General features: G+C 71.6%; 19 protein-coding genes. 8 read left to right on the top strand and 11 right to left on the bottom strand.

Annotated features, from left to right (window positions below; genetic code table 11):
• Nucleotides 1-102 precede the first annotated feature (102 nt).
• Both BJ971_RS03120 and BJ971_RS03115 read left to right on the top strand, forming a co-directional pair.
• Nucleotides 103-663 carry a nucleotidyltransferase domain-containing protein gene (locus tag BJ971_RS03120; protein ID WP_184989607.1) on the top strand — a complete coding sequence of 187 codons (561 nt, stop codon included), beginning with the start codon at nucleotides 103-105 and terminating at the stop codon, nucleotides 661-663.
• The gene (locus BJ971_RS03115; protein ID WP_184989605.1) at nucleotides 660-1,586 is read left to right on the top strand and encodes an alpha/beta hydrolase family protein; all 927 of its coding nucleotides are present in this window, start codon (nucleotides 660-662) and stop codon (nucleotides 1,584-1,586) included. Before BJ971_RS03120 ends, BJ971_RS03115 begins: the two co-directional genes overlap by 4 nt.
• Before the next feature lie 212 nt (nucleotides 1,587-1,798).
• Here the strand turns inward: BJ971_RS03115 and BJ971_RS03110 are convergent, their stop codons facing one another.
• From BJ971_RS03110 to BJ971_RS03100, 3 genes are all read right to left on the bottom strand, one after another.
• Entirely contained in the window at nucleotides 1,799-2,749 is a 951-nt protein-coding gene (locus BJ971_RS03110; RefSeq protein WP_184989603.1) for a zinc-binding dehydrogenase, read from the bottom strand.
• Nucleotides 2,750-2,829: 80 nt separating this feature from the next.
• Nucleotides 2,830-4,113, bottom strand: a complete 1,284-nt coding sequence (locus BJ971_RS03105) for an NAD(P)-dependent malic enzyme (RefSeq protein ID WP_377885262.1) — start codon at nucleotides 4,111-4,113, stop codon at nucleotides 2,830-2,832.
• Between the two features lie 138 nt (nucleotides 4,114-4,251).
• Entirely contained in the window at nucleotides 4,252-4,560 is a 309-nt protein-coding gene (locus BJ971_RS03100; RefSeq protein ID WP_184989601.1) for a S24 family peptidase, read from the bottom strand.
• Between the two features lie 84 nt (nucleotides 4,561-4,644).
• On the opposite strand from BJ971_RS03100, the gene sodN reads away from it, so the two are divergent.
• From sodN to BJ971_RS03085, 3 genes are read left to right on the top strand one after another with little or no spacing between them, the layout of a single operon-like run.
• Complete coding sequence (gene sodN / locus BJ971_RS03095; protein ID WP_184989599.1) at nucleotides 4,645-5,049, top strand: superoxide dismutase, Ni; 405 nt, start codon at nucleotides 4,645-4,647, stop codon at nucleotides 5,047-5,049.
• A 53-nt stretch (nucleotides 5,050-5,102) separates the two neighbouring features.
• Entirely contained in the window at nucleotides 5,103-5,546 is a 444-nt protein-coding gene (locus BJ971_RS03090; RefSeq protein ID WP_184998611.1) for a GNAT family N-acetyltransferase, read from the top strand.
• 28 nt (nucleotides 5,547-5,574) lie between these two features.
• Nucleotides 5,575-5,988 carry an ATP-binding protein gene (locus tag BJ971_RS03085; protein WP_377885261.1) on the top strand — a complete coding sequence of 138 codons (414 nt, stop codon included), beginning with the start codon at nucleotides 5,575-5,577 and terminating at the stop codon, nucleotides 5,986-5,988.
• A gap of 15 nt (nucleotides 5,989-6,003) precedes the next feature.
• Here BJ971_RS03085 and BJ971_RS03080 read toward each other — a convergent pair whose 3' ends face one another.
• Both BJ971_RS03080 and BJ971_RS03075 read right to left on the bottom strand, forming a co-directional pair.
• Nucleotides 6,004-6,684, bottom strand: a complete 681-nt coding sequence (locus tag BJ971_RS03080; RefSeq protein ID WP_239087606.1) for a FadR/GntR family transcriptional regulator — start codon at nucleotides 6,682-6,684, stop codon at nucleotides 6,004-6,006.
• Between the two features lie 81 nt (nucleotides 6,685-6,765).
• Entirely contained in the window at nucleotides 6,766-7,155 is a 390-nt protein-coding gene (locus tag BJ971_RS03075) for a hypothetical protein (protein WP_184989593.1), read from the bottom strand.
• Nucleotides 7,156-7,208: 53 nt separating this feature from the next.
• On the opposite strand from BJ971_RS03075, the gene BJ971_RS03070 reads away from it, so the two are divergent.
• Entirely contained in the window at nucleotides 7,209-8,159 is a 951-nt protein-coding gene (locus BJ971_RS03070; RefSeq protein WP_184989591.1) for a diacylglycerol/lipid kinase family protein, read from the top strand.
• 413 nt (nucleotides 8,160-8,572) lie between these two features.
• Nucleotides 8,573-8,827, top strand: a complete 255-nt coding sequence (locus BJ971_RS03065) for a WhiB family transcriptional regulator (RefSeq protein WP_023562201.1) — start codon at nucleotides 8,573-8,575, stop codon at nucleotides 8,825-8,827.
• 1,018 nt (nucleotides 8,828-9,845) lie between these two features.
• Here BJ971_RS03065 and BJ971_RS03060 read toward each other — a convergent pair.
• Genes BJ971_RS03060 through BJ971_RS03045 form a run of 4 tightly spaced genes read right to left on the bottom strand, consistent with a single transcriptional unit; the run spans nucleotide 9,846 to nucleotide 13,214 of the window.
• On the bottom strand, nucleotides 9,846-10,622 hold the full coding sequence (locus BJ971_RS03060; protein ID WP_184989589.1) for a sirohydrochlorin chelatase: 777 nt from the start codon (nucleotides 10,620-10,622) through the stop codon (nucleotides 9,846-9,848).
• Complete coding sequence (locus BJ971_RS03055) at nucleotides 10,604-11,368, bottom strand: phosphoadenylyl-sulfate reductase (protein ID WP_184989587.1); 765 nt, start codon at nucleotides 11,366-11,368, stop codon at nucleotides 10,604-10,606. Before BJ971_RS03055 ends, BJ971_RS03060 begins: the two co-directional genes overlap by 19 nt.
• Nucleotides 11,365-11,523 carry a hypothetical protein gene (locus BJ971_RS03050; RefSeq protein ID WP_023562204.1) on the bottom strand — a complete coding sequence of 53 codons (159 nt, stop codon included), beginning with the start codon at nucleotides 11,521-11,523 and terminating at the stop codon, nucleotides 11,365-11,367. The genes BJ971_RS03055 and BJ971_RS03050 overlap by 4 nt, the downstream gene beginning before the upstream one ends.
• Nucleotides 11,520-13,214 carry a nitrite/sulfite reductase gene (locus BJ971_RS03045; RefSeq protein ID WP_184989585.1) on the bottom strand — a complete coding sequence of 565 codons (1,695 nt, stop codon included), beginning with the start codon at nucleotides 13,212-13,214 and terminating at the stop codon, nucleotides 11,520-11,522. The genes BJ971_RS03050 and BJ971_RS03045 overlap by 4 nt, the downstream gene beginning before the upstream one ends.
• A 339-nt stretch (nucleotides 13,215-13,553) precedes the next feature.
• On the opposite strand from BJ971_RS03045, the gene BJ971_RS03040 reads away from it, so the two are divergent.
• A complete protein-coding gene (locus BJ971_RS03040; RefSeq protein ID WP_239087605.1) occupies nucleotides 13,554-15,110 on the top strand; it encodes a glycosyltransferase family 39 protein in 1,557 nt (518 codons plus the stop codon).
• 8 nt (nucleotides 15,111-15,118) lie between these two features.
• On the opposite strand, the gene BJ971_RS03035 is transcribed toward BJ971_RS03040, so the two are convergent.
• Complete coding sequence (locus BJ971_RS03035; protein WP_184989582.1) at nucleotides 15,119-16,666, bottom strand: sensor histidine kinase; 1,548 nt, start codon at nucleotides 16,664-16,666, stop codon at nucleotides 15,119-15,121.
• Between the two features lie 39 nt (nucleotides 16,667-16,705).
• A complete protein-coding gene (locus tag BJ971_RS03030) occupies nucleotides 16,706-17,740 on the bottom strand; it encodes an SIS domain-containing protein (RefSeq protein WP_184998608.1) in 1,035 nt (344 codons plus the stop codon).
• Nucleotides 17,741-17,876: the final 136 nt, after the last annotated feature.

Below are 17,876 nucleotides of genomic sequence, written 5' to 3'. Positions count from 1 at the left end.
GTGGGCCCGCGACAGGGCGTCCTGCCCTTTAGCAGGGCGTTCGCTCTTCGTCCGGAGATTTCACCCGTCCGTGGGAGTGTCCCGGCTGCCTACGCTGGCCGGATGGACCCGGATCTGCAACTGCGCGCGATCTCCGAGATCGTCCGGGCCTCCGGCGCCGGGCTGTGGTTGCGGGGCGGCTGGGCGATGGACTTCTACCTCGGTGAGGTGACCCGGCCGCACCTGGACATCGACTTCTTCTGCCGGGACACGGACGCGGACCGCATCGTCGGCGCGCTGCGCGGGCTCGGCTACCGCGACGTACCGGGCCGCGCCCCGGCGGGACTCCAGCATGATCTGGAAAGCCCGGCCGGGCTGGACGTACAGGTCACGCTGCTCGGCGAGGACGCCGACCGCTGCCCGACGGTGCCCGCCGGGCCCTACGCGGGTACCCGGTGGCCGGCGGACCTGCTTGCCGGGGCGCCCGGCCGGATCGGGGCCGTGAGCTGCCCGATCGTCAGCCCGCGGGCGCAGATCGAGATCAAGGAGATGATGCCGGTCTGGGTTCCCGGCCTCGCCCGCCGCGAGAAGGACCGACGGGACATCGCCCTGCTCCGGGCCGCGATGGTCGCGCGCAAGATCACACCGGGCCGGGATGCAAACCCGGGCACAATGGGCGCATGAAATGCCGGACAGTCGCGCTGTTGATCGCAGTGGCGGCGCTGACCTCCTGCTCGGCCGAGTCGGTTCCGCCGCCGGGCACCGCACCGGCCGCCTCCGCATCCGCGGCCGCGAAGGCACCGGCAGCCGGCGCACCGGCCCCGTCGGCAACGGCCGCACTCGCCGGGAAGGCGCCGAGCGGAACCCTCCCGGTCAAGGTCAGGAAGCTGCGGCTCAGCCGCGGCGCGGACCGCCCGCTGCCGACCACCGTCTGGTACCCGGCCACCGGCAAAGGCCCGTACCCGGTGATCGTGTTCAGCCACGGGCTCACCGCCCGGCCGGGCGACTACGAGCGGCTGCTTTCCCGCTGGGCCGGCGCGGGCTTCGTCGTCGCCGGCCCGGCCTACCCGCACACCTCCGCGGGAGTCCCCGAATTTAACGTGATCGACGTGGTCAACCAGCCCGCCGACGCCTCGCACGTGCTCACCGAGGTGCTCGCCCTCGACACCCGGGCCGGCGACCCGCTGCGGGGCCGCCTCGACGAGGCGCACGTCGCGGCGGCCGGGCACTCCGCCGGCGGCATCACCACGATCGGCATGCTCTCCGGCACCCGCGACGACCGCGACGACCGTCTCGACGCCGCCGTCGTCCTGGCCGGCCGCCAGGTCCTGCCGATCCCGTTCTCCGGGCCGCCCGCCTCCGTCTTCTTCGTGCACGGCAAGCTCGACCGGACCATCCGGTACGCCGACGGCCTCGCCGCCTTCGAGGCCGTGCCGTGGCCCAAGGCGATGCTGACCGTCCCGAACGGCGGCCACGTCACCACCGACGGCAAGGACTTCAACGTCGTCGCCACCGCCACCACCGACTTCTGGCGCTGGAGCCTCTACGGCGACGCCGCCGCCAAGCGACGGCTCGAAGGCCGCAAAAACGTCGAGAGCGACCTTTAGGTCGAGGCCGTCACAATCCGCCCAGGCAAGCGGACGACCATAGACCGGCTCCCGCACCGCAAGGCGGGAAGTCAGGCCGTCATGATCAGCCTGACGCCGCCCAGCGCCGGTTTCGGGCCGTCGCGCGCGGGATTACACAGAACGGCGCCGGCGCTCGGGCGATCCGGGCGCGCGCGTCCAGACCTCACCGGAGCCCCGGCCGCAGTCCGGCGCTAGTGGAGGTGGTCGATGGCGACCTTGCCGAAGGCTTCGCCTGAGTTCAGGCGGGCGAACGCGTCGGCGACCGCCGAGAAGCCGTACGTGGAGTCGATCACCGGGCGGATGTCGCGGTCCACGCAGAGGTCGAGCAGTGCGGCCAGTTCCGCCGCCGTGCCCATCGTGCTGCCGAGGATCTCGAGCTGCATCATGAAGACACGGCGCAGGTCGACCTTCGGGAACGGGCCGCCGGTCGCGCCGCAGACCACGATCCGGGCGCCCGGCGCCGAACACTTCAGCGAGTGCTCGAACGTCGGGGCGCCCACCGACTCGATCACCACGCCCACCCGCTCCGGGAGGCGGCCGCCGGGTTCGATCGCCACGGCGCCGAGCTCGGCGACCTTCGCGCGCTTGTCGGCGTCGCGGCTGGTCGCGTACACGCGCTTGCCGAGCGCGACGGCGAGCACGACCGCCGCGGTCGATACGCCGCCGCCGGCGCCCTGTACCAGCACCGACTCGGCGTCCGCGACGCGGCCGCGGCTCATCAGCATGTGGTAGGCGGTCAGCCATGCCGTCGGCAGGCACGCGGCCTCGAGGAACGAGATGCCCGCGGGCTTGGGCACGAGGTTTCCCGTCGGCACCGCCACCCGCTCGGCCAGCGTCCCGGGCCAGCGCTCGGAGAGCAGTGAGAAGCGGCGCGGGTCCTGCGGGTCGTCGATGACCGGGTAGACGACGACCTCGTTGCCGTCGGCGTCCACTCCGGACGCGTCGCAGCCGAGGATCATCGGCAGCCGGTCGGCGGGCAGCCCGACCCCGCGCAGCGACCAGATGTCGTGGTGGTTGAGCGAGCTTGCGCGCACGTCGACCGTCGTCCAGCCCTCGGGCGGGGACGGTTCGGGCAGGTCACCGACCGTCAACGCGGCAAGTGGCTCGTCGGGCTTCGTCGCAGTGGCATAAGCGGCTCGCATACCGGCAGCTTAAGGCGAAACCGCCGGACCCGGCGGGCCGAGGCACATCGAGCACCTCGGCCCGCCGGGTTGCGGGACTGCTACAGCGAGGAGGTCACGGCCTCGGGAGGTGAGATCAGCGTCGAGGCAACGGACGGCCCGGCGGAGGGTGCCGGCGGGGGCGGTGCGGTGGCCAGCCGGGCGACGCCGTCGCGCTCGGCGGCGCGTGCGACCGCCGCCGCGACGGCGGGTGCGACCCGCGGGTCGAGCGCCGACGGGACGATCGCGTCGGCGCGCAGCTCGTCCGCGACGACGCCGGCGATGGCCTCGGCCGCCGCGACCTTCATCCCCTCGGTGATCCGGGTGGCGCGGGCGTCCAGCGCACCCCGGAAGATGCCCGGGAACGCCAGCACGTTGTTGATCTGGTTGGGGAAGTCGCTGCGCCCGGTCGCGACGATCGCCGCGTACTTGTGCGCCAGCGCCGGCGGAACCTCCGGCGTCGGGTTGGCCAGCGCGAAGATGATGCCGCCCGGAGCCATCCCGGTCAGCGCGCTCTCCTCGATCTGCCCGCCGGAGACCCCGATCAGGACGTCGGCGCCGATCAGCGCCTCCTTGATTCCACCGGTACGCCCGGAGTAGTTGGTCGACCGCGCCAGCGTGATCTTCGTGCCGGACAGGCCGGGACGCTCGGCGTGGATGATGCCCTGCGAGTCGCAGACGATGACGTTCGCGCCCTGGATGCCGGCCGTGATCAGCGTGTTCGTGATCGCGACCCCGGCCGCGCCAGCCCCGCTGATGACCACCCGCAGGTCGGCGAAGCGCCGGTTCAGCAGGGTGGCCGCGTTGCGCAGCGCGGCGAGCACGACGATCGCGGTGCCGTGCTGGTCGTCGTGGAAGACCGGGATGTCCAGCGCCTCGTCGAGGCGGCGCTCGATCTCGAAGCAGCGCGGCGCGCTGATGTCCTCGAGGTTGATGCCACCGAAGGACGGGCCGAGCGCCTTGACCACGGCGATGATGCCCTCGACGTCCTGGGTGTCGAGGCAGATGGGCACGGCGTTGACGTCGCCGAACTGCTTGAACAGCACGGCCTTGCCCTCCATGACCGGCATCGCCGCCTTGGGGCCGATGTTGCCGAGGCCCAGGACGGCCGAACCGTCCGTAACCACGGCGACGGTGTTACCGGTCCAGGTGTAGTCGGCGGCGAGTTCGGGAGATTCGGCGATCGCCTCGCAGACCCGGGCGACGCCCGGGGTGTACGCCAGCGACAGGTCGTCGCGGCTGGACAGCGGGACCGTGCACGAGATCTCCATCTTTCCCTGCTTGTGCAGGTCGAAGACCGGATCCGCGGCCAGGGCAGGGTCGAGCTCAAAACTGAAGAAAGACACGAGGGCTCCAAACAACGCATCGAAACGTCGGTGTGCCAGCCGGTCTAAAAGCGCGAGTCTGCGCGGACCGACGTGCGATGCGGGGGTCGCCCGGGATATAGCAACCGCAAGACTTCGGTGTGCTGCGGTTACTGGAGGTTAACTTAGCGGACCGGGGCGAGGCCAGTAGCGAAACACCACCAGACCAATGACATCCGCCACCCCGTACGCCCGCGAGTCGTCGGTCACGAACTCGTTGTCACCGCGTACCCACCATCCGCCGTCCTGCTCACGCAGCGCGCGCTTCACGACCAGCAGGTCCGGCCGGGCCCGAAATCGGGCGACGACGACGTCACCCGGACGTGCCCGGGCAGAGCGCCGCACCAGGAGGGCGTCGCCGGCCCGCAGGGTCGGCGACATGGAGGGCCCACGCACCTGTGCTGCGAAGAATGGCAACTGCCAACTCATGGCATAACTCCCGCGTCGAGTGTGGCCAGATCGGAAAGGGGTAATGTCAGCATCGGATCATCGCAAACGTATGAAGGGGTCCTGATGCGACTTCCGCGTATTTTCACGCCGCGCACCATGGTCAGCGCGCACTGCGACCTGCCCTGTGGGGTGTACGACCCGGCGCAGGCACGCATCGAGGCTGAGTCGGTGAAGGCCATCGCCGAGAAGTACCAGGCGAACACCGACCCCGAGTTCCGCACCCGCGCCATCCTGATCAAGGAGCAGCGCGCCGAACTGGTCAAGCACCACCTGTGGGTGCTCTGGACCGACTACTTCAAGGCGCCGCACTTCGAGAAGTACCCGAACCTGAACCAGCTCTTCAACGAGGCCACCAAGCTCGCCGGCGCCGGTGGCGCCAAGGGCTCGATGGACCCGGCGGTCGCCGAGCAGCTGCTTGGCAAGATCGAGGAGATCTCCAAGATCTTCTGGGAGACCAAGCAGGCGTGAGCTCCGCAACGGTACGGCCGGTACGTCGTGACGATGTGCCGGCCGTTGTCGCGATGGTGCACGAACTCGCCGAGTTCGAACGCGCCGCCGACTCCTGTCACCTCACCGAGCAACAGCTGACGGCCGCCCTGTTCGGCCCGCAGCCGGCCCTCTTCGGGCACGTCGCGGTCGACGCTGACGACGTACCGCAGGGCATGGCGCTGTGGCACCTCAGCTTCTCGACCTGGGAGGGAACCCACGGTATCTACCTGGAGGACCTCTACGTCCGCCCGCAGGCGCGGGGCACCGGCGCGGGTGGCGCCCTGCTGGCCGCGCTCGCCGCGGAGTGCGTGGCGCGTGGCTACCGGCGCCTCGACTGGGTGATGCTGGACTGGAACCCGGCCGCTGAGTTCTACGCCGCGATCGGGGCGAAGGTGGTCGACGGCTGGCTGTCGTACCGGCTGACCGGCCCGGCCCTCCAGCGACTCGGCGAGCGCTCCGCACCCGTCAGGGGCTAGAGTTCCGTCCATCGGGAGGATGGGGTCGGTGACTCAGCTGCAGACAACGCATCCGGAGCCGGCGTTCGGTGACGACGTCGTGCTGCTGACTGTGCCCGCCGACGGCGGATACCTCGGTGTGCTCCGCACGGCGACGGCCGGCCTCGCCGCGCGCCTGCACTTCGCGCTCGACGAGATCGAGGACCTGCGGATCGCGGTCGACGAGGCCTGCGCGATGCTGCTGGCCATCGCCACCCGCGGCGCGGAGCTCGAGTGCCGCTTCGCGGTCACCGACGACGCACTTACCGTCGAGGTCACGGTGTCGACGGTGCGCGGTGCGCGGCTGCCGTCGGAGTCCTCGTTCGCCTGGAAGGTGCTTACCGCGTTGACGACGTCGGCCTCCGCGGAGGCGACCGGCCGGCACGCGACCATCAGGCTGCTCACCCGCCGCACCGAGCTCTGACCCACCGAGCCCGGCTCAGCGGGCGTTGGCCATCGCGATGAAGTCGAGGTGGCGGCGGCCCACGTCCATCGCGGCCTCCGAGTCGCGGCCCTTCACGCAGTTCAGCAGCTCGCGGTGGTCGGCGTCGACCCGGGCCCAGTAGCCGTCGGGCAGGCTCTCGACGACCTCCTCGCCGTACGTGACGTGGTAGAGCGGGCGGGTGACCAGCTCGAAGAGCGGGTTGCCGGTCGCCGACGCCACCGCGGAGTGGAACGCGGCGTGCGCGGACAGCATCGTGGTGAGCTCGTCCAGGTCGGGATCGAACATCGCCCCGCGCAGCTCGGCCAGGTTCGCGTCCGTGCGGCGCATCGCCGCCAGCCCGGCTGCCGGGATCTCCAGCGCCCTGCGCAGCTCGAGCAGGTCGGCCAGGCCGACCTCGGCGGAGTTGCTCAGCAGCGTCAGCCCGGTGGAGAGCGCCTCGGACAGTTGATCGGCGTCGGGGTGCGCGACGAAGCTACCGCCCGTGACCCCTCGGGTCGTGACGATGAGGTGCTGGCTGGCGAGCAGGCGTAACGCCTCGCGTACCGTGCTGCGGCTCACGCCGGAGCGCACGCAGAGCTCGGGCTCGGGCGGCAGGCGCTCGCCCGGCTGCAACCGCCCCGACGTGATCTCCTCGCGGAGCTCGTCCGCGAGAAGCTGATACGCCGGTGGACGCACCGTCGATCCCGCCACTACCCTCACCCCCCTCGTGATCCGCCCACTCAGAGTAGGCCTTGAAACGCGAGCGGGTAGTGGCGTTCAGTCGAGTCCGAGAGCGCGGGTGGTCGGCGGGAGGACGCAGAGCAGCCCGACCGCCACGCCGAGAGCCATCATCGGTGCGCCGATCCACGCGGTGCCGGTTTGCAGCAGGAAGCCGCCGGCGGCGATGGCGAAGAGCTGCACGACGATCGCGGGACCGCGGGCGTGCGACGAGCGGCGCGCGAGGGCCCGGGCGACGAGGAACACGGCGACCGCGCCGATTGCGGTGAATCCGGTCAGCGCCACCGCGACGGCGACGCTGGTGGAGTCGGCCGTGAAGTCCAGCACCAGAAGGTACGCGGTGAGCAGCGCGAGCGCGACGGCCTCCGCGAAAAGCAGGCGTACCGCCCAGAGCAGCGTCGCCGGAGAATCCAGTTGGCGGGGAGTCACCGCTGTACGATACCGGCCAGTTCGGGCCCGCTCCGAGAGGTACAGTGCCGCCCATGCGAGCGTTACTGGTGGTAAATCCCAAAGCCACCACGACGAATGAGCGCAGCCGCGACGTGCTGGTGCGGGCCCTGCGCAGCGAGGTCGACCTGACGGTCGAGTACACCCGCAAGCGCGGCCATGCGGCGACGCTGGCCAGGTCCGCCGCGGAGAGCGGCGTGGACCTGGTGGTGACGCTCGGCGGCGACGGCACGGTCAACGAGGCCGTGAACGGGCTGATGACCGCGGACTCCGGCCTCTCCGCCCGCGGCACGTCCCCGGCGTTCCGGCTGCCGGCGCTCGCGGTGGTGCCGGGCGGCTCGACGAACGTCTTCGCCCGCGCGCTCGGCCTGCCCCGTGACTGGGTCGAGGGCACCTCGGTGATCCTCGACGGGTTGCGCTCCGGCCGGCACCGGGTCATCGGGCTCGGCCGGGCCGACGACCGGTACTTCACCTTCACCGCCGGGGTCGGCCTGGATGCCGCGGTGACCCGCCGGGTGGAGCAGGCACGGCTCCGCGGGCGTAAGTCGACCCCGTCGCTCTACGTCCGCTCGATGGTCGGGCTGATCTTCTCCGGCGAGGACCGCCGGTCGCCGCCGCTCGCGATCGAGCGTCCCGGCGAGGAGCCGGAGACCGGGCTGGGGACGGTCATCGTCCAGAACACCGCACCGTGGACATACGTCGGCGACCGTGCGATCAACCCCAACCCCGACGCCTCGTTCGATCGGGGGCTCGACCTGCTCGCCGTCCGTAACCTGCACATCACCAGTACTGCACGGACAGTGACTCAGATGGCGTCCCGCAACTCCGAGCCACACGGCAAGCACGTGCTGCGACTCCACGACCAGTCCGAGTTCACCGTGATCGCCAGCCGCCCCCAGTCGTTCCAGTTGGACGGTGACTACCTGGGCGAGCGCCAGAAGGTGCACTTCCTGTCCGTCCCCGAAGCCCTGCGTGTGATCTGCTGAGGGATCTGGCAGGCCTCCCCCGGGGCGTCCTCACGATCCGTTACAGAAAGACGGGCAAAAGGTCGGCAAGGGGCGGCGTACCGTACTACATTGATGGGAGCGTTCGTCCGCGGGTCCTGGGACATGCCCCAGAACCGGACAAAGGGGTCGTGAGTTAGCTCACGCGCTCGGAGAATTTCCGAGCGCTACCCTTGACATCGCGGGAGTTCGTGAAAGCATTCACAAGCGATAAGAAGTAACCCGATGCCGCTCGCGCACGTTCCTAATCCAGAAGGCGCGGAACGGCTTCACGAACAAAGCTTGCTCACGCACCGGTAGTCAGGCGGACGCTCTCCGTCGGTCCTGTGCGGACGCAGATAAAAGTAAGTAGCACCATTTTCTCTACCCAATCCGAAACAAGGAGTGTTGCCGCCATGGACTGGCGTCACCATGCGATCTGCCGCGACGAGGACCCGGAGCTGTTCTTCCCGATCGGGACGTCAGGCCCCGCGCTCCTGCAGGTCGAGCAGGCCAAGGCCGTGTGCCGGCGATGCACCGTGACCGAGTCGTGCCTCTCCTGGGCGCTCGAGTCCGGTCAGGACGCCGGCGTCTGGGGCGGTATGAGCGAGGACGAACGGCGTGCCGTGAAGCGCCGGGGTGGCCTTCGCGTCAGTGCACCCACCGCCTGAACAATCCCTCACAGCATTCACGCCCCAGGCCGCACCGGCGCTGGGGCGTCGTGCTGTCCGGGGGCGGGTTCATGTCCGAGTCCGATCATGCGCTGTTTCCGATCGATTACCCCGCGCAATGGTTACGCACGGCATGAATAAGATCACGGGCTTCGCGAAATGATCTCGAAATCGGCGTTATCGACGACACCATTAGTGGGCCCGCTCACCGCCGCCGTGACGGCGGTCTCCGGAGCAGTCACTCTGCGTCGCCGGGGAATCGCGGCGGCCCGCGCGGGGTAGCGCTCAGCCGGATCGGGCGCGGCATGACGCGCTGTGACGCCGCGACGCACCCGACAACCGGACCGGTGCCGCGGCGAGCGCCGCCGGGATCCTCGTCACACACCGCAGACCAGGCCAGACGGGGTGCGGCACGCCTCACACCGCCCACGCGCCCGCCACGATCCACGTCACACACCGCAGAACCAGAACAGGCCGACCAGGCCGCAGCGGACCGGCTGACGGCGCTGCGGGCCGAATCCGGCCGGCCACCAGACGCACCCGGTCCCCCACGGCAACCAGGACCCACGCCACACGCCGCAGGATCGGATCAGGCCAGGAGCGGGCAGACGACGCCAGAGCGAGCCACAGCGGCCCGCATTCAGCCATCAGACGCACCCGGTCCCCCGCGGCAGCCAGGACCCACGCCACACGGCGCAAGACCGAATCAGGCCGGAGCGGGGCAGACGACGCCAGAGCGAGCCACAGCGGCCCATATCCAGCCGGCCACGAGACGCACCAGGTCCTGCACGGCCCCAGGACCACGCCACGTCCCAGGACCCGGATCGGGCGACGCGGACGAAGGCACAGCGGCCACGAGACGCACCACGTCCGGCACCGCCCCCAAGACCACGCCCCACCGCAGGGCCCAGATCAGGCGACACGGACGAAGGCACGGCGGCCCGCATCCAGCCAGCCACGAGACGCACCAGGTCCGGCACGGCCCCTCAGGACCTACGTCACAGGCTGCGGGACCGGATCAGGCGGAGCGGGCGGCAACGGATCGGACGACGGCACAGCGGGCCGCTGCGGCCCGAATCCGGCCGGCCACCAGGTGCACCAGGTCCGGCACGTCGGTCAAAGGCTCCGCAACGGCCGTGACCCCGGCCTCACGCGCCGACCGCACCGTGTTGTCGTAGAGCAGCCCCGGAGCCAGGAAGTAGGACGCGAGGCCCACCCGCCGATGACCCTGCGCACGCAGCGACGCCACAACCTCACCCGAAAGCGGCGCCGCCGCCGACGCGTAAGCGACCCGGCACGGCACCCCCAGCCGCTCCCCCAGCGCCGCCGCGGCCCGAACCACCGTCGCCCGCGCCGCCGAGTCCCGGGTGCCCGCCGCGGCGAGCACCACAGCATCAAGGCCGCCCGGCGCGGCCTCGCCCAGCCGCTGCTCCAGCCCGCCGAGCAGCAGCGGCGAGACCTGACCGTCGAACGGACCCAGAACGTCCGCCGTCTCCACGTCCATGCCGAGCCCGTCCGCCCGGGCCGCCGCGATCTCGCCCGGCACGTCCACCCGGCCGTGGTAGGCCGCCGTCAGCAGCAGCGGCACCAGCACCGCGCGCCCGTGGCCGCGGGCCTCGAAGTCGGCCAGGACCTGCCGCGGCCGCGGCACGCTGTGGTCCAGGTAGGCCGCCCGGACGTCCCACAGCGGGTACGCGTCCCCGACCGCCCGCGCCAGCGACTCCGTGGCCGCGGCGGCACGCGGATCCCTGCTGCCGTGCGCGACCAGGACGACGGCTAGACGTGCAGGCCGCATTCGGTCTTCTCGAACATCGCCCAGCGGCCCGCGCGCGGGTCCTCGCCGGCCTTCGTGCGCCGGGTGCACGGCCAGCAGCCGATCGACCCGTACCCCTTCTTGAAGAGCTCGTTGACCGGCACGTTCCACCGCGCGATGTAGCGGTCGACGTCCGCCTGCGTCCACGCCGCGATGGGGTTGACCTTGACCTTGCCCTTCTTCGCGTCGAACGCCACCACGGGGGTGTTCGCGCGGGTCGGGGACTCGTCGCGGCGCAGGCCGGTGGCCCAGGAGTCGTAGTCGGACAGGGCGCGCTCCAGCGGCTCGACCTTGCGCAGGAAGCAGCACTCGTCGGGGCTGCGGGCGAAGAGCCGGGGCCCGAACTCGCCGTCCTGCTGGCCGACCGTCATCCGCGGGCGGATCGAGCGGACGTTGACGTTCATCGTGCGGGCGACCGTGTCGCGGATCTTGAGGGTCTCCGGGAAGTGCAGGCCGGTGTCGAGGAAGACGACGTCCACGCCGGGCGCGACGCGGGAGAACAGGTGCGCGACGACGGCGTCGGCCATCGAGCTGGTGACGCAGAAGCGGTCGCCGAACGTGCTGGTCGCCCAGCGCGCGATCTCCTCGGCGGGTGCGCCCTCGAGCGCCTTGCCGGCGGCGTCGGCGAGCTCCTTGAGCTCGGCGGCCGGTCGGCGGGTCGGGTCGGCGGGGGCGGCGGGCGCGCCGAGGGACACCAGTCCCAGGCCGACAGCGGTCACGACAGTCATCGGTTCACTCCCTTGGCGAGCAGTCCGTTGAACTTGACCGTGAAAACCCGGGCGCAGGAGTGGCACTCCCACGCGCCGTGTGAAGCCTCGTTGGGTCGCAGGTCCTCTTCGCCGCAGTAGGGGCAGTACAGCGGGGCCGATCTGGCGTCGCTCATTTCAGCAGCTCCTCATCAGCACGGATGACCCAGTTGGCGAAGGATTCGCCGTCGCCGCGGCCCGCGAGGTAGTTGTGCGCGAGACGCTCCACATAGCCCGGAAGCTCCTCGGCGGTCGCCTTGAGGCCGCGCAGCTTGCGGCCGAAGCCGGCGGTCTGTCCCTGCGCCATGCCGAGCCCGCCGCCGAGGTGCACCTGGAAGCCCTCGACCTGCTCGCCGTGCGCGTTCAGGACCAACATGCCCTTGAGGCCGATGTCGGCGACCTGGGTGCGTGCGCAGGCGTTCGGGCAGCCGTTGATGTGGATCGAGATGTCGGTGTCGAAGTCGCGCAGCCGCTCCTCGAGCCGGGCGACCAGCTCCTCGCCGCGGGCCTTGGTCTCGACGATCGCGAGCTTGCAGTACTCGATGCCGGTACAGGCCATCGTGCCGCGGCGCCAGGCCGACGGCCGGGCCTCAAGCCCGATCCCGCGCAGGCCCTCGACAAGCGATTCCACCTGGTCGTCGGCGACATCCAGGACCAGGAGCTTCTGGTACGGGGTGAGCCGCACCCGGTCCGAGCCGTGCGCCGCCACGAGGTCGGCGAGCCCGCTCAGCTGCGCTCCCGAGGAGCGGCCGACGACCGGGGCCGCGCCGACGTAGTTCCTGCCGTCGAGCTGCTTGTGCACTCCGATGTGGTCGATCGGCTTCGCCGGCAGCTCGGCCGACGGGCCGTCGACCAGCGCCCGGCCCAGGTATTCCTTCTCCAGGATCTCCCGGAACTTGGCGACGCCCCAGTCGGCGAGCAGGAACTTCAGCCGGGCCCGGGTGCGCAGCCGCCGGTACCCGTAGTCGCGGAAGATCCCGACGACGCCCTCCCAGACGTCCGGGATCTCGTCGAGCGGGACCCAGACGCCGAGACGCTCGGCGAGCCGCGGGTTGGTGGAGAGGCCGCCGCCGACCCAGAGGTCGAAGCCGGGCCCGTGCACCGGGTGCCGCACGCCGATGAAGGAGATGTCGTTGATCTCGTAGGGCGTGTCCGCCAGCCAGGAGATCGACGACTTGAACTTGCGCGGCAGGTTGGAGTAGCGCGGGTCGCCGATGAAGCGCTCGATGATCTCGTCGATCGCCGAGGTAGGGTCGATGACCTCCTCGGTCGAGACGCCGGCGACCGGGCTGCCCAGCACGATGCGCGGGCAGTCGCCGCACGCCTCGGTGGTCTGCAGGCCGACCGCCTCGAGCCGGCGCCAGATCTCCGGCATGTCCTCGACCCGGATCCAGTGCAGCTGGATGTTCTGCCGGTCGGTGATGTCCGCGGTGCCGCGGCCGAACTCGGTGGAGATCTCCGCGATCGTGCGCAGCTGCGCGAGGTTCAGCGCACCCCCGTCCACGCGTACGCGGAGCATGAAGTACTCGTCCTCGAGCTCGTGCGGCTCGAGCACCGCCGTGCGTCCGCCGTCGATGCCGGCCTTGCGCTGGGTGTAGAGGCCCCACCAGCGGAAACGCCCGCGCAGGTCCTGCGGGTCGATGCCGGCGAACCCGGTGTGTGCGTAGATGTTCTCGATCCGGGCCCGGACGTTCAGCGGGTTGTCGTCCTTCTTGATCCGCTCGTTCGGGTTCAGCGGCTCGCGGTGTCCGAGCGCCCACTGGCCCTCGCCGCGCGCCTTGCGGGGGCGGGGAGCGGGCTTGGTGGCCGGGGTGCTGTCCAGCGCCATGTCGGCGTTCCTCCAGATATTTCAGCCGTGGTGAGCGCGCTGAACGCGATCGGCCACCTGGGAAGGCTCGCGACATCGGTGTCTGGAGAAGGCCGGCGCGTCTTGCGCGCCCGAAACAGAAGGTCGGGCGGCGTCAGGAAGCCGGACACATCGCGCTGCGGACACGGCCGTAATCCACGTGGCGGCGGGCCACGAAGCGGCGGTCAACTGCAGCGGTCATGCCGGTAAGCCTCTCACGCCCCGCCCTTCTCGGCCAGCCCGGTCCAGATTGCGGGAGTGTGGCGACGGACACCGCATTCGTAACATGCGTTGCGGGTGGACCTGCTAAACCCTTGACGTGTGCGGACCCTTTCACCCACGACGCCGTCGCCGGCGGCCGAGCGAGCGCGTACCGCGCCGCGCGCGCCCCGGCTCGGCCGGGTGCTCTGCTGGCTGGCGCCGGCTGTCCTGACCGGGCTGCTGGCCGGCTACCGGATGGCGCAGCCGGAGGCGTGGCGCGACGAGCTCGCCACCTGGAGCGCGGCGACCCGGACGGTGCCGCAGATCTTCGCGCTCGGGCGCCACATCGACGGCGTGACGGTGCCCTACTACCTGCTCGCACACGTCTGGTCCGGCTGGTTCGGCGACTCGGTCCCGGCGCTGCGGGCGGCGTCCGTGCTCGCCGTCGCCGCGACCGCGGCGGTGGTGGCGCTGCTGGCCCGCCGCCTGCACGGCCCCCGCGCCGCCCTGCTCGCCGGGCTGTTGTTCGCCGTCATGCCGGTCGCCTCGCGCTTCGCACAGGAGGCCCGCGGTTACGCGTTCGCCGGGCTCTTCGCTGCGTGCTCGACCCTGCTGCTCCTGCGCGCCCTGGACAAGCCGGCCTGGTGGTCCTGGATCGCGTACGCGGTGAGCGTCCTGCTGCTCGGGTGGTCGCACCAGATCGCCCTGCTGCTGCTCCTCGGGCACGGCCTGGCCGTCACCGTGCTGAGCCCGCGCCTGCTGGCGCGGTGGCTGCCGGCGGTGCTGGTGGCGGCCGCCGGGGTGCTGCCGTTCACGGTGATGGGCCTCGGGCAGCGCGATACCCAGCTGGACTGGCTCGCCGCGGCGACGCCCGGCGACCTCGCGGGCATCGCCGGCAATCTGTTCATCTCCGGCATCGTCGGCGGCGCGGTCTGCGCGCTGGCGGCGTTGGGCGTGCGCGCCGACGAGGACCGCCGGGCCACGCTGGTCCTCATCGCCGCGGTGTCGCCGATCCTCGCCCTCTACCTGGTCGATCAGCTGGTCGCGCCGATCTTCGTGGGCCGCTACCTCTACTTCGTCGTGCCGCTGCTCTGCGCCGTCGCCGGGCGCGCGCTGGCCGGCCTGCGCACCCCGTACGCGGTCACGGTCGTCCTGGTCGTCGGCCTGGTCGGGCTCCCGAGCCAGGACGAGATGCGCCGCCGCCACTCGGGCTTCGACTACCCCCGGGCGGCCGCGATGGTCGAGGTGTACGCCCGGCCGGGCGACGCCATCGTCTACGCGCACCGCGGCGGCTGGCAGTTCTCCGACACGGCCCTGCGCTACTACCTCGGCGACGACCTGCCCCGCGACGTGCTGCTGCGCTCCGGCCAGGTCGAGAACGAGTCGCTGTGGGCGACGACCTGCCCGGCGCCGGACGCCTGCCTGGCCGGCACGGACCGGGTCTGGGTGCTGAGCGCGGACAACCTGGAGACCGGCCGCCGGGCCGGGGAGACCGATCAGCTCACCGACGCCGAGCGGCACGCGCTCGCGCCGTTCACCCGGCTGATGAGCACTCGGGTGGACGGCTTCACGCTTGCCCTCTTCGAGCGGCGGCCGCGGCCGGGCGGCGAGCCGGACGAGCCGACCGCCGCCGACCGCCACTGGGGACCGGGGCTCCGCTCCGCCGACAAGGACTGAGCCGGCGGTCAGCGTTTGCCGAGCGGCACCACCAGGATCGCCTCGGTGCCGCCGCCGGCCCGGTTGCGCAGCTCGATGCTGCCGCGCAGCTCCCCGGTGGCCAGCGCCCGGACGATCTGCAGGCCGAGGCGCCCGCTGTCGTCGGCCGCGAAATCGTCGGGCAGTCCCCGGCCGTTGTCGGCGACCGTGACGTGCAGCTGCTTGCGGAACCGGTGCGCGGAGACCACGACCTCGCCGATCGGCGCCGGCGGGGTCAGCGTCGGCGCGGCGGGCGGCGCGTCCTCGTCCGGGGCCGGGAAGCCGTGCTCGACCGCGTTGATCAGCAGCTCGTTGAGGACCATCACCAGCGAGGTGGCGATCTCGGCCGGCAGCACGCCGAACGTGCCCTCGCGGCGCATCTTCACCGAGATCTCGGTGGCGGCCACCTCGGTCGCGGCGGTGGCGACCCGGTCGACGATGCCGTCGAAGTCGACCGCCTCGTCGCTGGACATCGACAGCGTCTCGTGCACCAGGGCGATCGACGCGACCCGGCGTACGGATTCCTCGAGGGCCACCCGGGCCTCCGGTGCGTCCACCCGCCGGGCCTGTAGGCGCAGCAGCGCCGCGACCGTCTGGAGGTTGTTCTTGACCCGGTGGTGGATCTCGCGGATCGTCGCGTCCTTGGTCATCAGCGCGCGATCGCGGCGGCGGACCTCGGTGACGTCGCGGGCCAGCACCAGCGCGCCGATCGGCACACCGGCGGGCATCAGCGGAAGCGCCCGGATCAGCACGGTCGCGCCACGGGCCTCGACCTCCTTGCGCGCCGGTGCCTCGCCGCGCAGGGCGCTGAGGATGCGCTCGGCCGCGTCGGTGCCCTCGAGCGGGTCGGCGGCGAGCCGGCTGGAGAGCGCCGACAGCTCCTCGCCGACCAAGTGGGCGTTGAAGCCGAGCCGGCGGTACGCGGACTGCGCGTTCGGGCTCGCGTAGGTGACCTTGCCGCCCGCGTCGAGCCGGATCAGGCCGTCGCCGACGCGCGGCGCGGAGGTGGTCTCGCCCTTGTTCGCCGGCGGCGGGAAGGTGCCGTCGGCGACCATCTGTGCCAGGTCGTCGGCGGTGGTCAGGTAGTTGAGCTCGAGCTGGCTTGGCGTACGCGCGGTGGACAGGTTGGTGTCGCGGCCGATGACCGCGATCACCTCGATGTTCTCGTCAGGTCCGCGCAGCCGCACCGGGATCGCCTCGTGCCGGGCCGGGGTGTCGCCGTACCAGACCGGGTCGCCCTCGCGCCAGATCCGGCCCTGCGCGTACGCGATGCCGAGATGGGCGACCTCCGCGCCGCCCACGATCTTGCCGACCTGGTCGTCCTGGTACGCCGTCGAGGAGGTGTTCGGCCGGACCTGCGCCACGCAGAGGAACGTGCGCGGCCCGCCGTCCTCGGAGCGGATCGGGACCCAGAGCAGCAGGTCGGCGAAGGACAGGTCGGACAGCAGCTGCCAGTCGCCGGCCAGCCGGGTGAGGTGGTCGATGTCGGGTGGGCCGAGGTCGGTGTGCTCTTCGGCGAGATCGCGCAGCGTGGACACGGCACAAGCGTGCCACGCCCACGCCGCGGACTCCCGCGATCAGAGCGTCGAGGTGATCTTCTTGAGGCCGCGCGGCGCGTCCGGGTCCTCGCCGCGGGCCAGCGCGAGGGCGAGCGCGAGCCGTTGCAGCGGCAGGATGTCGAGCAGCGGGGCGTACCGCTCGTCGACGGCCGGCACGGCCAGCCGGCCGGAGGCGCCGGGTATGTCGGCGGCGCCGACCGTCACCACGTCGGCGCGCCGCTCGCCGAGGCGGGCGACCACGTCGGTCATCGACCGCCCGCCGGGGCCGGCGCCGACGACGGCGAGCACGGGCACGTCGGGGTCGGCCATGGCCAGCGGGCCGTGCAGCAGGTCCGCGCCCGAGAAGGCGAGCGCCGGCAGGTACGAGGTCTCCATGAGCTTGAGCGCGGTCTCCCGGGCGGTCGGGTACGCGTAGCCGCGGCCGGTGGTGACCAGGCGCGACGCGAACCGGTAGCGCTGGGCGAGCTCGTCCGTGCCGTGGTCGGCGAGCACCTCGGCGGCCAGTCGCGGCAGCTTCTCCAGCGCGGCCCGCTCGTCGGCGGGCAGTGTGCCGTCGCCGTTGCGGATGCCCTCGACGAGCAGGAGCAGCGCGAGCAGCTCGGCCGTGTAGGTCTTGGTTGCGGCGACGGCACGCTCGTGCCCGGCGGCGACGTCGATGGAGAGCTCGGCGGTCTGCGCGAGGGTCGAGGCGGGGTTGTTTGTCACCGCGAGGGTCAGCGCGCCGCTCTCGCGGGCGACCTTGAGCACCTCGGTGAGGTCAGGCGAGCCGCCGCTCTGGCTGACGCCGACGACCAGGGCGCCGGCCAGGTCGGGCCGCGCGCCGTAGAGGGTGATCGCGCTGGGCGAGGCGAGGCCGACCGGGATGCCCAGCCGGATCTCGGTCAGATAGGCGGCGTAGAGGGCCGCGTGATCGGAGGTGCCCCGGCCGACGAAGACCGCGTGCCGGGGGCGCCGCTCGGCCACCCGGGCCGCGACTTCCGCGATCGCCTTGGCGGGCTCCCCCTCCAGCAGCCGCGCGTAGCCCTCCGGCTGCTCTGCGATGTCGTCCGCCATGCCCTGGCCTCGCTGAGTCACTGAACCGTCCTCTCGTGCGCACTCACGCTCATTTGGTGCGCAGTCTTGCACTGTAGAGCCTCCAATCGCAACGTTTCGAGCATGGGTGCGTGCAATTTGCGGCCTGACATATCGA

Origin of the sequence: Amorphoplanes digitatis, assembly GCF_014205335.1 — a bacterium.
In the GTDB taxonomy this organism is placed as follows: Bacteria; Actinomycetota; Actinomycetes; order Mycobacteriales; family Micromonosporaceae; genus Actinoplanes; species Actinoplanes digitatus.
Note: the sequence above shows the minus strand (reverse complement) of the source record. Positions and strands in the feature narration are given on the sequence as shown.

Excerpts from the sequence above, each read along its gene's own strand:
- BJ971_RS03090 (WP_184998611.1), top strand. The coding sequence starts at position 5,103 with ATGGTGCACGAACTCGCCGAGTTCGAACGCGCCGCCGACTCCTGTCAC.
- sodN (WP_184989599.1), top strand. The coding sequence starts at position 4,645 with ATGCGACTTCCGCGTATTTTCACGCCGCGCACCATGGTCAGCGCGCAC.
- BJ971_RS03060 (WP_184989589.1), bottom strand. The coding sequence starts at position 10,622 with ATGCGGCCTGCACGTCTAGCCGTCGTCCTGGTCGCGCACGGCAGCAGG.
- BJ971_RS03045 (WP_184989585.1), bottom strand. The coding sequence starts at position 13,214 with ATGGCGCTGGACAGCACCCCGGCCACCAAGCCCGCTCCCCGCCCCCGC.
- BJ971_RS03070 (WP_184989591.1), top strand. The coding sequence starts at position 7,209 with ATGCGAGCGTTACTGGTGGTAAATCCCAAAGCCACCACGACGAATGAG.
- BJ971_RS03055 (WP_184989587.1), bottom strand. The coding sequence starts at position 11,368 with ATGACTGTCGTGACCGCTGTCGGCCTGGGACTGGTGTCCCTCGGCGCG.
- BJ971_RS03050 (WP_023562204.1), bottom strand. The coding sequence starts at position 11,523 with ATGAGCGACGCCAGATCGGCCCCGCTGTACTGCCCCTACTGCGGCGAA.
- BJ971_RS03030 (WP_184998608.1), bottom strand. The coding sequence starts at position 17,740 with ATGGCGGACGACATCGCAGAGCAGCCGGAGGGCTACGCGCGGCTGCTG.
- BJ971_RS03100 (WP_184989601.1), bottom strand. The coding sequence starts at position 4,560 with ATGAGTTGGCAGTTGCCATTCTTCGCAGCACAGGTGCGTGGGCCCTCC.
- BJ971_RS03115 (WP_184989605.1), top strand. The coding sequence starts at position 660 with ATGAAATGCCGGACAGTCGCGCTGTTGATCGCAGTGGCGGCGCTGACC.
- BJ971_RS03120 (WP_184989607.1), top strand. The coding sequence starts at position 103 with ATGGACCCGGATCTGCAACTGCGCGCGATCTCCGAGATCGTCCGGGCC.
- BJ971_RS03065 (WP_023562201.1), top strand. The coding sequence starts at position 8,573 with ATGGACTGGCGTCACCATGCGATCTGCCGCGACGAGGACCCGGAGCTG.
- BJ971_RS03110 (WP_184989603.1), bottom strand. The coding sequence starts at position 2,749 with ATGCGAGCCGCTTATGCCACTGCGACGAAGCCCGACGAGCCACTTGCC.